We start from the raw sequence: 13,880 nt of genomic DNA, 5'->3' as shown, positions 1-13,880 counted from the left end.
GCGAAGTTGGAGACCCCGATCGACCTCGCCCTGCCCTCGGCGGCGAGGGTCACGAGGGCGCGCCAGGTCTCGACGTAGAGGTCTCGCGACGGGACCGGCCAATGGATGAGGTAGAGGTCGACGTAGTCGAAGCCGAGCCGGCCGAGGCTGGTGTCGAACGCCCGCAGGGTGCTGTCGTATCCGTGGTCGTCGTCCCAGACCTTGGTCGTCACGAAGATCTGGTCGCGGTCGAGACCCGACGCCCTGATGCCGTCGCCGACACCGCGCTCGTTGCCGTACAGCTTCGCGGTGTCGATGTGCCGATAGCCCGCCGCGATCGCGGTCGTGACGACCGTGGCGGCCTGCGCATCCGCCACCTTGTAGACGCCGAGGCCGAGTTGCGGGATGGTCCTGCCATCGTTCATGGTGACGGTCGGCGGGGCGGCGGGATTGACCATGGCTCCATTATCGAACCTTCGGGGGAATGCGCGGTCCCTCGGCGCCGTTGCCCCAAGCGAACCCCTTCCCTCTACTCAGGAGATCCATGCCCCAGCTCATGATTGTCGTCGGTAGCGTCCGCCCTGGCCGGATCGGCCTGCCGATCGCCCGGTGGGTGGAGAGCGCGGCGCTGGCGCACGGCGCCTTCGAGATCGACGTCGTCGACCTCGCCGAGCTGGATCTGCCCTTCATGGACGAGCCGAACCACCCGCGGCTGCGTTCCTACACCCAGCAGCACACCATCGACTGGAGCGCCAGAGTGGATGCCGCGGACGCCATCGTCTTCGTGACCCCGGAGTACAACCACAGCTTCTCCCCGGCGCTCAAGAACGCGATCGACTATCTGCACACCGAGTGGAGTCACAAGCCAGCCGGCTTCGTCAGCTATGGCGGGGTGTCCGCGGGAACGCGCGGCGTCATCGCGCTCCAGCCGGCGCTCGTCGGCCTCGGGGTCGTGCTGTCGCAGCCGAACGTCGAGATCAACTTCCCCGGCAAGCAGCTGAACGACGACGGCGAGTTCGAGCCCACCGAACAGCAGGCATCCGTCGCCGCGGCGCTGCTCACCGAGCTGGCCGCGCTCGCCGGGGTGTTGAAGCCGCTGCAGGGCTGAGCGCCGACTGTCGAGCAGGTCGACCGGACTCAGCTGGGCTGGACGGGGATGGGCTCGGTGTCGGGAATGGGGCTGGCGTCGCGTCCGCGCAGGTCGGGATGCGCACGCCGGAATATCGCCGGGATGATGAAGCCGATGCCGGCGAAGGTCATGGCCACCCAGAAGGCGCCCGGCGCGTTGAAGCGGTCGATGAGGAACCCGGCCGCCGCCGAGCCGAGTGCCGCGCCGATCAGCTGGCCGGTGCCGACCCAGCCGTAGGCCTCCGCCGTCTCGCTGAAGCGGACGCTCGCAGACACGATGGCGAACATCACGGCGAGGGCGGGGGCGATGCCGATGCCGGCGACGAGCAGGGTGGCAGCGAGCCACCAGACGTTGAGGGACGCCGCGGCGAGGGCCATGCCGACGAACACCGCGAACAGGCGGCGGGCGAGGGCCCAGGGTCCGATCGGCAGCTGGCCGAGCGCGAGACCGCCGATCAGGGAGCCGACCGAGAAGATGGCGAGGACGATGCCGGACTCCGGGCCGTGATCTCCGAAGGTCGCGACCACCCCGGCCTCGATCGCGGAGCAGGCCCCGATGAGGAGGAAGCCGGTGACGGTGGCCAGCAGCACCGCGGGCTTGCCAAGCACGACGCCGAGGTTGCGTTTGCTGCGGGGGATCCGCACCCGGCCGACCTCCGGCGAGGCGATGAACCAGATGCCGCCGCCGATGAGGAAGGCGAGGGCGACGAGGATGGCGAGCACCGTGCTGATCTGGATGGCGATGAAGGTCGTGATCACCGGGCCGGCGACCCAGATCACCTCCTGGGCGGAGGCGTCCAGGGAGAACAGCGGTGTCAGCTGCCGTGAGTTCACCATCTTGGGATAGATCGTGCGCACCGCGGGCTGGACCGGGGGAGTGCTGAGCCCGGTGATGAGGCCGAGGACCATGTAGACGGGGATGGGCAGGGCGGGGGCGAGGGCGATCGTGCCGATCGCCACCGCGCAGACGGTGGTCGTGAGGATCAGCACCCGCCGCATCCCCCAGATGCCCATCCAGCGGCTGGTGAGGGGGCCGGAGACGGCCTGTCCGATGCTCGAGGCGGCCAGCACGAGGCCGGCGGCGCCATAGGAATGGCTGATCCGCTCGATGTGCAGGAGGAAGGCCAGTGACAGCATTCCGTTGGGAAACCTGGCGAGCAGCTGGGCCGACATGATCCGCGCGACGCCGCGTGTTTTCAGGAGGCTCAGGTAGGTGTTCACAACGGTGCAAGCCTACCGGGGCGGCACATATTCCCCCGCGGCCCGCCCGACGGGAGCCGGGCGGTCTTCGCCGCGCCACGCGATTCTCGCCCGCCGGCTGGGCCGCGTCGGCTAGAGTGCAGCGCGAAGGACTGACGGAGTCGGGGGAGAAACGACGGTGGACAAGCGGGGGCCGATCGTGATCGCACGCCACGGCAGGCTCCGCACCGGGCATCCGCTGCTCGGCCTTCTCCGCCTTCTCGGGATCGCGCTCGCCGTGGTCGCCGTGTCCGCCGCGTCGATCGGCGGTTTCGCCGTCTGGGACGTCGCCTCGAACGTCAAACAGGGCATCCACCTGGCGAAGCTCCCTGGACAGACGGATGCGCCGCCGCCCGACATCGGTGCTATCGAGGGCGGCGTTAACCTGCTGCTGGTCGGAACGGACACAAGAACGGACCAGGGCGGAGCCTTCTCGTCGAAGGCGGAGCTCGCCGGCAGTTCCGGGGCGGGCAACAACGACGTCACGATGCTCATGCACATCGCGGAGGATCACAAGAGCGCCACCGTGGTGAGCTTCCCGCGCGATCTGATGATCCCGGTGCCCAGCTGTCCGCGGACCGGTGGCGGCAGCTATCCCGCGCTGAGCACGGCGATGTTCAACTCCACCCTCGCGCGAGGCGGCCTCTCCTGCGTGGTGCTCACCGTCGAGAAGATGACGGGCCTGAAGATCCCCTATGCGGCGATGATCAGTTTCGACGGCGTGATCGCCATGTCGAATGCCGTCGGCGGCGTGACCGTCTGTCTCGCGACCCCGATCAAGGATGTCTACACGAACCCCGCCCTCAACCTGCCAGCAGGGCAGGTGACGCTCGTCGGCGCTCAGGCGCTGTCCTTCCTGCGCAGCAGGCACGGCGTCGGCGACGGCAGCGACCTCGGCCGCATCAGCAACCAGCAGGTGTTCCTGGCCGCCCTGACCCGTAAGGTCACGTCCGGCGGCGTGCTCGCCAACCCGATCCAGCTGTACTCGCTCGCCAAGGCGGCGGTGAACGCGCTGCAGCTGTCGGATACGCTCACCAAGCCGACGACCATGGTGGAGATCGCGATCGCGCTCAGGGACGTCGGCCTCGGCAACCTGGTCTTCCTGCAGTATCCCACCGCGACCGATCCGGCGAACCAGAACCGGGTGGTGCCGATCGCCTCGGCCGCCGCGGTCCTGAACGCGGCGCTCGTCGCCGACCGGCCGCTGCAGCTCAGCGGCGACCTCGGGCGGGCGGCCGTCGCCGACCCCACGGCGACCACCGTGCCGACCCCGACGGAGACGTCGGCCACGGGAACCCCGACCCCGACGGAATCCGCCTCCTCTGCTGTCGTCCTGCCCTCGGCGATCACGGGGCAGACGGCCGCGCAGCAGACCTGCAGCAGCAAGTCCCGCTGACTCGCCGGTTCTCCACAGGCTGTGGAAAAGCCGTCGGACTTATGCACAGCTGGGGATGACACGCCCACTACATATGGGGTTACCCCAATGTCGGAGGCCCGCTATATAGTGGTGGAACTGCAGAACAGCAGATTCCGATGACCGCCTCGACCGGGGTCGTCCGGATGCGTTCCGCCGTAGTTACAGACGACTTTTTGTAGGAGTCACGGGGAGAGGAAACCGCCGGTCGGGGTGGTTTTTCTCGAGAGAAGAGACGCCGCAGGGCGCACAAGGAGCAGACGTGGGAATCACCGTAGTCAAGCGCAACGGACAGCGCGAACCGTACGACGCCAACAAGATCAACCTGGCCATCGAGCACGCCAGTGCCGGGCTCGACGACAACATCACCTGGGTGACCCAGATCGCCTCGGAGCTCGAGCTGACCCTGTTCGACGGCATCACCACCCAGCAGCTGGACGAGGCGGTCATCCAGGTCGCCCTCCAGAACGTCAAGGACGACCCGGCGTTCGACACCGTCGCCGCCCGGCTGCTCCTCAAGACCATCTACAAGCGTGTGCTCGGCGACTACTTCTCGGAGGAGGAGCTCAAGGAGCTGCACCGCAGCCACTTCGCGGCCAACATCGGCCGGGGCGTCGAGGAGCAGCTGCTCGACCCGCGCCTCACCCAGCTCTTCGACCTCGACCGGCTCGCAGCCACCCTCGAACCCGCGCACGACGAGCTGCTCAAGTACATCGGCGTCGTCACGCTTAACAACCGCTACGGCATCAAGGGCCGCAACGGCGACGCGCTCGAGGTTCCCCAGTTCTTCTGGATGCGCATCGCCATGGGCCTCTCCCTCAACGAGGTCGACCCCACCGCGCAGGCCATCCGGTTCTACAACAAGATGAGCCGTCTCGAGTACATCGCCGCGGGCAGCACGCTCGTCAACGCCGGCACCGTCTACCCGCAGCTGGCCAACTGCTTCGTCATGGAGATGCAGGACGACATCGAGCACATCGCCAAGACGACCCGCGACGTCATGTGGCTCACCAAGGGCACCGGCGGGATCGGGCTCTCGGTGACCAAGCTGCGCGCCCAGGGCTCGCCCATCCGGTCGAACAACACCACCTCGACGGGGCCGATCCCGTTCATGCACACGATCGACTCGATCCTGCGCGCGGTCAGCCGCGGCGGCAAGAAGTTCGGTGCGCTCTGCTTCTACATGGAGAACTGGCACCTCGACTTCCCCGAGTTCCTCGACCTGCGCCAGAACTCCGGCGACCCCTACCGGCGCACCCGCACCGCCAACACGGCGGTCTGGATCAGCGACGAGTTCATGAAGCGCGTGCAGAACGACGACGACTGGTACCTCTTCGACCCGCTGGAGGTGTCCGACCTCAACGAGCTCTACGGCGCCGCGTTCAGCGCGCGCTACAAGGAGTACGTCGCCAAGGCCGAGGCCGGCGAGATGCGGATGTTCAAGAAGATCACCGCCCGCGAGCAGTTCAAGTCGATCCTCATCTCCCTGCAGACCACCAGTCACCCGTGGCTGACCTGGAAGGACACGATCAACAACCGCGCCCTGAACAACAACACAGGCACGATCCACCTCTCCAACCTCTGCACCGAGATCACGCTGCCGCAGGACGAGGACAACGTCTCCGTCTGCAACCTGGTCTCGATCAACCTCTCGAAGCACCTCGAGGAGGCCGGCACCTTCAACTTCGACAAGATCGAGGAGAGCGCGCGCCTGGCCGTCCGTCAGCTCGACAACCTCATCGACATCACCCGCTCGTCGGTGAAGGAGGCGGACTTCTCCAACCAGCAGAACCGCGCCGTCGGCCTGGGGGTCATGGGCTTCACCGACGTGGTGGAGAAGCTCGGCTACAGCTACGAGAGCGAGGAGGCGTACAACCTCATCGACGAGATCATGGAGCACGTCTCCTACGCGGCGATCGACGAGAGCGCCAACCTCGCCAGGGAGCGCGGTGCCTACCCGAACTTCGAGGGCTCCGGCTGGTCGAAGGGGATGGTGCCGTTCGACAGCATCGCCCTCACCGAGGCCGACCGCGGGGTGCCGATCGCGGTGAACCGCACGACCCGTCTCGACTGGGACGCCCTTCGGGCGAAGGTGAAGGGCGGGATGCGCAACGCGACCCTCATGGCGATCGCCCCGACCGCATCCATCGGCCTGGTCGCGGGGACCACCCCCGGCCTCGACCCCCAGTTCTCGCAGATCTTCAGCCGGGCGACCTCGAACGGCAAGTTCCTCGAGGTGAACCGCAACCTGGTCGCCGACCTGCAGAAGCTCGGGATCTGGGACTCGACCAAGGAGTCGATCCTGCGCAGCCAGGGCGACATCCAGAACATCGAGGCGATCCCGGACAGGGTCAAGGCGGTCTACAAGACCAGCTTCCAGCTCTCGCCGTACGCCTTCCTCGAGGTCGCCGCCCGTGCCCAGAAGTGGATCGACCAGTCGATCAGCCGCAACATGTACCTGGAGACGCGTGACCTCGGCGACATGATGGACATCTACTTCGGCGCCTGGGAGCGCGGGGTCAAGACGACCTATTACCTGCACATGAAGCCGCGGCACACCGCGGAGCAGTCGACGGTCAGGGTCAACAAGTCGGAGAGCATCGACTCCGGTGCCAAGAAGGGCTTCGCGGCCGCCGGGGCAGCGACGGGTGCCGCGGAGGACTCGCCCCGCGAGCCGGCCGCCGCACCGCGACGGGGCTTCGGCTTCGGCGGGGTCGCCTCGAAGGCGGGGGAGTGACCATGAACCCCGACGAGTACTTCGTCCCCGTCGACCCGATGGACGAGCTGCAGTGCGAGAGCTGCCAGTAGTCCATCCACAGAACCACCATCACGAGAACTAGGAAGACATCACCATGGGAATCCTCGGAACCGGCCTCCAAGACGGGCTGCTCCTCAAACCGATCCGCTACCAGTGGGCCATGGATCTCTACGACCAGGCCGTCGCCAACACCTGGTTCCCGAACGAGATCCAGCTCGGCGAGGACATCGCCGACTTCAAGAAGATGACGGACGAGGAGCGTCACGCCGTCACCTTCCTGATGAGCTACTTCAACCCGAACGAGCTGCTCGTCAACAAGGCCCTGGCCTTCGGGGTCTATCCCTACGTGAACGCCGCGGAGGCGACCCTCTATCTCGCGAAGCAGATGTGGGAGGAGGCCAACCACTGCATGAGCTTCGAGTACGTGCTGGAGACCTTCCCCATCGACCGGGACGAGGCATACAACGCCCACGTCGACATCCCCTCGATGGCGCGCAAGGAGGAGTTCGAGATCAAGTACATCCGTCGCATGACGGAGGAGACCCTCGACATCACCACGACGGAGGGCAAAAAGGACTTCATCCGCAACCTCGTCGCCTACAACGTCATCCTCGAGGGCGTCTGGTTCTATTCCGGCTTCATGGTCGCGCTGAGCTTCCGCCAGCGCAACCTGCTGCGTAACTTCGGCTCGCTCATGGACTGGGTGGTGCGCGACGAGAGCCTCCACCTGAAGTTCGGCATCAACCTCATCCTCACGGTGCTCGAGGAGAACCCGGACCTGCAGACCCCGGAGTTCGCCGCCGAGATCAAGCAGATGATCCTGGACGGCGTGGAGATGGAGGAGCAGTACAACCGTGATCTGCTGCCTAACGGCATCCTCGGGCTCAACTCCAGCTACATCAACCAGTACGTCAAGTACCTCGCCGACCGCCGCCTGGAGGAGCTCGGTTTCGAGCCGGAGTACAACGTGTCCAATCCGGCGAAATGGATGGCCGCGGCGAACGACACCCTGCAGTTGGTCAACTTCTTCGAGTCGACGAACACCTCCTACGAGTCGAACGCGTCGGCGACGGTGGCGGGCAAAAGCCAGTAGTCGTCCGCAGGCGCGGATTTCTCACCGAGTGCCCATGCGCGAGGTCTAGCGTGGACTCATGACTCGTCGTTGGGTGAAGTGGATGCCGGCCGTGGCGGTTCCCGCCGTCATCGCCATCGCTGTGATCGCCGTTCCCTTCCAGGCGAATGCCGCCGCGGATCTTCCGGCGAAGACGCCGGACCAGCTGCTGGCGATGATCGCGAACTCCTCCGTGCGGTCGCTCTCCGGCACGATCACGCAGACGTCCGACCTCGGGCTTCCCGAACTGCCGGCCGGGGCCATGTCGACGGGTTCGGGGCCGAGCGGTTCGCCGTCCGGCTCGACCTCGTCGGACTCCGCCGCGGCATCCGGGCTCGATCTGCTCACCGGCTCCCACACCGCGCGCGTGTATCTGGACGGCGCGACCAAGGCCCGGCTGCAGGTGCTCGACTCCCTCGCGGAGCGCGACGTGATCCGCAACGGCAGCGACGTGTGGCTGTACAGCTCGTCCGAGAACGCGGTCACCCACGTGACCCTGCCTGCCGGTTCGGCGGGCAGGCACACCCCGACACCGGGCGAGGTGCGGACGCCGGCCCAGCTGGCGAAGGAGCTGCTTGCCAAGGTCGGCCCGACCACCGCGGTCACCGTCGGCAGACCGACCACGGTCGCCGGTCGCACCGCGTACGACCTCGTGGTCAGCCCCAAGGGCTCCGGCTCGCTGGTCAAATCGGTGTCGATCGCCGTCGACTCCACGACCGGCCTTCCGCTGAGTCTCGCCGTTCGAGCACAGGGGCAGAAGACGGCGGCGTTCTCGGTCGCCTACACAGAGCTCAGCATCGGCAAGCCGGATGCGAGCCGGTTCTCCTTCGTGCCGCCCGCGGGGGCGACGGTGAAGCAGCAGAAGCTTCCCGCGGTGGTTCCGGGAACGACCGCTCCGGGAACCCCGGCGCAGGCCGCCCCGGCCCACACGGTCGTCGGCTCCGGCTGGTCGTCCGTGGTGGAGCTTCCCGCGGGAACAGTCCCGGCCGCGGCGACGCGCTCCCCGCTCTTCTCCGAACTGACCACGGCGGTCACCGGCGGCCGGGTATTCAGCACCTCGCTCGTCACCGTGCTGCTGACCTCCGACGGCCGGGTCGTGGCGGGATCGGTCCCCGTCGCCCGGCTGCAGGACGTCGCGGCCGGTCGGTGACCGAGCCAGCCCCGTCCGCCGAGCCGGCGGTCGAGACCCGAGGGCTCACCAAACGGTTCGGCCGCCAGACGGCGGTCGACGGCATCGACCTGGTGGTGCCGCGCGGAGCGGTCTTCGGGTTCCTGGGGCCGAACGGCTCCGGCAAGACGACGACCATCCGCATGATGCTGGGCCTCGCCGCGCCGACCGCCGGGCGGATCGAGGTGCTCGGCCGGGACATGCCGGCGGCGTGGGCCGACGTGCTTCCGCGGGTCGGCGCCCTGGTCGAGGGTCCCGCCTTCTCCCCCTTTCTCTCCGGGGTCGCCAATCTCCACCGGATCGATTCCGCCGATCGACACGCCTCGTCCCGAACCCGTGCCATTCGCGTGGAAACCGCCCTCGACCGGGTCGGGCTGGCCTCGGCCGCGCACAAGAAGGTGCACGCGTATTCGCTCGGAATGAAGCAGCGGCTCGGGATCGCCGGCGCCCTGCTCAGACCGCGCAGCCTCCTCGTGCTCGACGAGCCGACGAACGGCCTCGACCCGCAGGGGACCCGCGAGGTGAGGGGCCTCATCCGCTCGCTCGCGGGTGAGGGGACCACCGTCTTCGTGTCGAGCCACCTCCTGGCCGAGATCGAGCAGATGTGCACCCACGCGGCCGTCATGAGCGCGGGGCGGCTGGTCGCCCAGGGCACCCTCGACGAGCTGCGGGCCGTCGGGCAGAGCCACGTTCGCCTGCTGACCCCGGATGCCGCTCCGGCACGTGAGGTGCTCGCGCGGCTGGGCCTCCGGGTCGATCCGCTGATTCCGGGTGAGGACGCCGTCAGTGCCCTCGTCGGGGAAACGGGGATCCAGCCGGAGGCGGTCGTCGCGGCGCTCGTTGCGGCGGGCATCCGGGTCAGGGGCTTCGCGGTGGACGGTGCCAGCCTCGAGGAGCGCTTCGTCGCGCTGACCGGGGAGGGATTCGATGTCGTCGCCCGCTGACCTGGACGAGACGGCGGTGCGCTCCCGCCTCGGGTTCGCGCTCCTGCTCTCCGAACTGAGTGTGCTCTTCCGCCGTCGACGCACTTGGGCGATGCTGATCGCCCTCGCCCTGGTGCCCGTGCTCATCGCGGTGGCCGTTCGTCTCTCGTCGTCCTCCGATCGGGGAGGGCCGGCCTTCCTCGGGCAGATCACGCAGAACGGGCTCTTCGTCGGTGTCGCCTCGCTGCTGCTGTGCATCCCGCTGTTCCTCCCGCTCACCGTCGGGGTGGTGGCGGGGGACACCATCGCGGGCGAGGCCAGCCATGGCACCCTGCGCTACCTGCTGATCGCCCCCGCCGGCCGGGTGCGGCTCCTGATCGTGAAATACCTCGCCGCCGCCGTCTTCTGCATCGCCGCGACCCTCGCGGTGATCCTGGCCGGCAGCCTCATCGGGATCGCGCTGTTCCCGGTCGGACCGGTCACCCTGCTCTCCGGCGACGCGATCGGCGTCGGAGCGTCCCTGCTCCGCCTGCTCGCGATCGCCGCCTACGTCACCGTCTCGCTGCTCGGGCTGTCCGCGGTCGGCCTGTTCTTCTCCACCCTCACCGACGTGCCAGTCGGCGCGATGGCGGCCACCATCGTGCTCTCCGTCGCCTCCCAGGTGCTCGACCAGCTTCCGCAGCTCGCCTGGCTGCATCCGTGGCTGCTCAGCCACTACTGGCTGGACTTCGCCGACCTGCTCCGCCAGCCCATCGCCTGGGGATCGTTCGGCGAGAACGCGCTGCTGCAGGCCGGCTATCTTGTGGTGTTCGGCGCCCTCGCTTACGGGCGGTTCACGACCAAGGACGTGCTGTCGTAGCGGTTGCGTGAGTCGCGGGACAGACGGAATCCATGAAGAGGGCGTTGCCTCAACCGAAAGTAACCCGTACCTGACTTCCCTGCTCGATGTGTCGCTGTCGGACGCTGGGGCCCTCTCCGATGACGTGATTGCCACGGCCTTACCGCACCTGCATCTGCCGAGATCTGCTCAAGACCACCGAGGGTTAAGCTAGATGTACCCCTGGCCATGCGAGAAGCGCGATTTAATTTATGGGAACGTCAGGTCGCCGCTCGTCGTTGTGGTGGCTCAGGCTGGTCGTCCTCGCAGCGGTCCTGCTTTTTATTGGCGGCTTTGTCTGGCGTAGCTGCAGCGTAATGCCGGCATCGACTCGCGAAGTCGGCGTGGCATCACCCCGCAGAGAAAACCAGAACTCCGTAGTCGGGATTGGCTTCGAGGAACCCAGCAACCGGGGCCGTGATGAGATGCGAACTGCAGTCGCGACCGTCCGATTCGGCCGTGCAACTCTTGGTGTATGGGCTTCGCATCCCGCTAATGATTCCGGCTGCATACAACTCAGACCGTCACCGCCGTGCGGGCCGCACACCGCCGCGAGGTCTACGACAGATAGTAATCATGGCGGCGGGCGTCGGCAAGGTCACGTGAGGCAACACTGGCCATCCGGGCCGTCCGTCAACGACGCTTCGCCGCCATCCGGTGCTTGCTGGCATTGCTCCAACAGGCTCTGAGTTTGGGGGTATTGCAGATGGCGAGCCGGCGTATTGGTAGCGGGTGGCGTCTTACTCAAGGCATTCCAGCTCGAGGGCCCCACCTTCAACGCGCGTACTGAGGGCATCCTCAAGAAGTCGACGTGGAAGAAACCGGTCCAGCTGCATCGGGCGATCGTTATCGCGAAGGGGCACTACGAGCGATAAGGCACGAAGGGGCACAAGAGGCCTTACTTCATCCACCGCCCGAAGGCGCCAATGATTGGCTTTAACAGCATGTACTCGTGGTGGCGTCGAAAGGCCGAGCGACGAATCACGGTGGACTCAATGCTTCGTTGCTGGGCGATGAAGCGCTCATCAACGAAGCGGTGCGCGCTGGCGTCGCGGAGGCGAGCGATCTGTTTTCGATGAGGTCGCCCCGCTACTCTCCTACAAAGGCGACTGGCACGAGCTAATCCGTCCCGTAAGGCGACGTGCAGGTATAAAACGAGTCGCAATGTCGAATCTCGTTATGCGTCTCAGGACAACTTTCTTGATTGGAGGTTTGATCAGCTCTCTTGACATATTGCCTTTGCCTCTGTTTAGCTGAGGGAAATGCACATTACGCATGCGAACCAGAGGGAGCCGAGAGCTATGTCAAGGTCAACTGCATCCAAGATCGGAATCGGCGCTAGTGGCGCGGCTTTTGTTCTAGCCGCTGTCTTTGCCGTATCGGTTCCAGCATTCGCGGCACCTGACTCAGCAAGCCTCACGGCCGTTAGTGCCGCGCCGCAAACTACCTCCGCTGGGCTGGACTACCGCGCGCAGCTAGAAGCGATCGCGAGCACTCAGTCACCCGAGCAAATTGCCGCGATCGCTTCGTCCGGCGGCCACGTCGAAATCCTCGTCGACTCCGGCACGGGGAGAATCCTTGCTGCGGTAAAGCCCGCTACAGCGGTGACACCCTTCGTACTTTCCCCGATCGGCCCGGGCTGCACAACCACCAGCCTGTGCATGACCACGACGACGAACATTCCGTACGGCTGCAGCGGCTCCGGAAGCCTGACGGGGACGTGGAGCTCAATCATTCGAGTGACTCCGGGAAATGTTTCAGGGTCGTTCGACTGGAATGGATTGCGGAACTCGTTCGCTGCCGGGGTGGTAGTTAACCTGACGAGCCCTGTCACGGTGACCCGGATCGCCCGGGCATAGACGGGAAAGATCCAACCTGCCGGGGTTTTGCCGAGGTCGAGCTTCTTTGCGGAGACCGGCTAGCCGCCGGAGAGCTGGCGGCCGTCGCACAGTTTTGCGCCGACCGATCAAATCGTCACAGTTCGGGACCGGGAGGACGAGGACGACGCTGTCATGCGGGAGTGGCAGGGCGGTCTGGAGTGCTCCGCAAGCGTCGGGGTTGCACTCGCGAGTTTCGATCATCAATGCCCGGTTCGAGAAGCTGGTTCAGGGGCCCTGGGCTGGAGCGTGTCTCGGACGACCGTTGCATCGGGATCATCCCCGCCTGAGCGGGGAACACTCTTCCTCACCAGTTTCTATATGGAGAGAAGGAAGAGTTATCTGGAATTGGTTTAGATTTTGTCTGCGAGACGAAGCGAACCAACAGATCGCTGTGAGAGGGCGGGACGTCGGAAAAGCGGCTTTGTGATCGAGGCGTAGCGATCGTCGGCGACGTCACGTGAGGCAACACTGGCCATCCGGGCCGTCCGCTGCATTAGCGTCTCTGGGATGACCACGCTGAACGTTGTTGCCGTCTCCGGCTCCCTGCAGGCGCCGTCGCGGACGATCGCCCTCGTCGAGGAGATCCTCGCCGCGCTCGGCGACCAGGTGCCCATCGAATCCCATCTGATCAAGCTGAACGAGCTCGGGCCGTCGTTCGCCGGATCGCTCTCGCGGGCTAACCTCCCGGCGATCGTCGAGGAGGAGCTGCAGCGGATCGAGACCGCCGACCTGCTCGTCGTCGCCTCCCCCGTCTACCGGGCCTCGTTCACCGGGCTGTTCAAGCACCTGTTCGACTTCGTCGACCAGTACGCGCTCGTCGACACCCCGATCCTGCTGGCCGCGACCGGGGGCAGCGAGCGGCACGCGCTCATCATCGAGCACCAGTTCCGCCCCCTGTTCTCCTTCTTCCAGGCGCTCACCCTGCCGCTCGGCATCTACGCGCACGACTCGGACTTCACCGACTACCGGGTCTCCAGCCCCCAGCTGAAAGAGCGCATCGTGAAGGTGGTCGAACGGTCGCTTCCGCTCATCACCTCGAACGTGGAGGAGAAGCAGGAAATCGTCAAATCGCTCGACGGTCAGGTCGGGGTGCTGCGATGACCGCCCTCGCCGAGCACACGACCCTCCGGCCGGTCCCCGGCATCCTCGGTTCCGCCGCGGAGCTCATCGGGAACACCCCGCTCGTCGAGCTCAACGCGCTCGCCGCCGGGCTGCCCGCGCGCATCCTGGTCAAGCTCGAGAACCGCAACCCCGGCGGATCCTCGAAGGACCGGATCGCGCTCAACATGGTCAGGGTGGCCGAGGCGAGCGGGCAGCTCCGTCCCGGGGCGACGATCGTCGAATCCAGCTCCGGAAACACCGGCATCGGCCTTGCGCTTGTCGGCCGGCTGACCGGGCATCCC

Annotated in this window: 12 protein-coding genes; 10 read left to right on the top strand and 2 right to left on the bottom strand. The window is 66.4% G+C overall.

Features of this window, described 5'->3' with window-relative positions; translation table 11 throughout:
• Positions 1–437 (bottom strand): aldo/keto reductase (locus VGC18_RS02080; protein WP_331093717.1); only part of this gene is annotated, 437 nt, incomplete at its 3' end.
• A gap of 86 nt (positions 438–523) precedes the next feature.
• On the opposite strand from VGC18_RS02080, the gene VGC18_RS02075 reads away from it, so the two are divergent.
• Complete coding sequence (locus VGC18_RS02075; protein WP_331093715.1) at positions 524–1,087, top strand: NAD(P)H-dependent oxidoreductase; 564 nt, start codon at positions 524–526, stop codon at positions 1,085–1,087.
• Between the two features lie 29 nt (positions 1,088–1,116).
• On the opposite strand, the gene VGC18_RS02070 is transcribed toward VGC18_RS02075, so the two are convergent.
• Positions 1,117–2,328 (bottom strand): MFS transporter, encoded by a 1,212-nt coding sequence (locus tag VGC18_RS02070; RefSeq protein ID WP_331093713.1) that lies wholly within the window; start codon positions 2,326–2,328, stop codon positions 1,117–1,119.
• A 157-nt stretch (positions 2,329–2,485) separates the two neighbouring features.
• Here VGC18_RS02070 and VGC18_RS02065 point away from each other — a divergent pair, with 157 nt between their 5' ends.
• The 9 genes from VGC18_RS02065 to VGC18_RS02030 all read left to right on the top strand — a co-directional run.
• Positions 2,486–3,742: an LCP family protein gene (locus tag VGC18_RS02065; protein ID WP_331093711.1), complete on the top strand. Its 1,257-nt coding sequence runs from the start codon at positions 2,486–2,488 to the stop codon at positions 3,740–3,742.
• Between the two features lie 280 nt (positions 3,743–4,022).
• Positions 4,023–6,497 (top strand): ribonucleoside-diphosphate reductase subunit alpha, encoded by a 2,475-nt coding sequence (locus VGC18_RS02060; RefSeq protein WP_331093709.1) that lies wholly within the window; start codon positions 4,023–4,025, stop codon positions 6,495–6,497.
• A 115-nt stretch (positions 6,498–6,612) separates the two neighbouring features.
• Positions 6,613–7,611 carry a ribonucleotide-diphosphate reductase subunit beta gene (locus VGC18_RS02055; RefSeq protein ID WP_331093707.1) on the top strand — a complete coding sequence of 333 codons (999 nt, stop codon included), beginning with the start codon at positions 6,613–6,615 and terminating at the stop codon, positions 7,609–7,611.
• Between the two features lie 58 nt (positions 7,612–7,669).
• Complete coding sequence (locus VGC18_RS02050) at positions 7,670–8,779, top strand: hypothetical protein (protein WP_331093705.1); 1,110 nt, start codon at positions 7,670–7,672, stop codon at positions 8,777–8,779.
• On the top strand, positions 8,776–9,741 hold the full coding sequence (locus VGC18_RS02045) for an ABC transporter ATP-binding protein (RefSeq protein ID WP_331093703.1): 966 nt from the start codon (positions 8,776–8,778) through the stop codon (positions 9,739–9,741). The genes VGC18_RS02050 and VGC18_RS02045 overlap by 4 nt, the downstream gene beginning before the upstream one ends.
• Positions 9,725–10,579, top strand: a complete 855-nt coding sequence (locus VGC18_RS02040; RefSeq protein ID WP_331093701.1) for an ABC transporter permease — start codon at positions 9,725–9,727, stop codon at positions 10,577–10,579. Before VGC18_RS02045 ends, VGC18_RS02040 begins: the two co-directional genes overlap by 17 nt.
• A gap of 740 nt (positions 10,580–11,319) precedes the next feature.
• Positions 11,320–11,472, top strand: coding sequence for an SOS response-associated peptidase family protein (locus VGC18_RS16180; protein ID WP_414672846.1), 153 nt, complete (start codon positions 11,320–11,322; stop codon positions 11,470–11,472).
• A 1,512-nt stretch (positions 11,473–12,984) separates the two neighbouring features.
• A complete protein-coding gene (gene msuE, locus VGC18_RS02035; protein WP_331093699.1) occupies positions 12,985–13,578 on the top strand; it encodes an FMN reductase in 594 nt (197 codons plus the stop codon).
• The coding region (locus VGC18_RS02030) for a pyridoxal-phosphate dependent enzyme (protein ID WP_331093696.1) at positions 13,575–13,880 on the top strand (306 nt) is incomplete at its 3' end. The genes msuE and VGC18_RS02030, both read left to right, overlap by 4 nt.

It is taken from the genome of Lacisediminihabitans sp. (assembly GCF_036404185.1).
GTDB lineage: Bacteria > Actinomycetota > Actinomycetes > Actinomycetales > Microbacteriaceae > Lacisediminihabitans.
This window is presented reverse-complemented; position numbering and strand designations above follow the sequence as displayed.

Coding starts and splice junctions, on each gene's coding strand:
- VGC18_RS02075 (WP_331093715.1), top strand. CDS start 524: ATGCCCCAGCTCATGATTGTCGTCGGTAGCGTCCGCCCTGGCCGGATC.
- VGC18_RS02055 (WP_331093707.1), top strand. CDS start 6,613: ATGGGAATCCTCGGAACCGGCCTCCAAGACGGGCTGCTCCTCAAACCG.
- VGC18_RS02050 (WP_331093705.1), top strand. CDS start 7,670: ATGACTCGTCGTTGGGTGAAGTGGATGCCGGCCGTGGCGGTTCCCGCC.
- VGC18_RS02040 (WP_331093701.1), top strand. CDS start 9,725: ATGTCGTCGCCCGCTGACCTGGACGAGACGGCGGTGCGCTCCCGCCTC.
- msuE (WP_331093699.1), top strand. CDS start 12,985: ATGACCACGCTGAACGTTGTTGCCGTCTCCGGCTCCCTGCAGGCGCCG.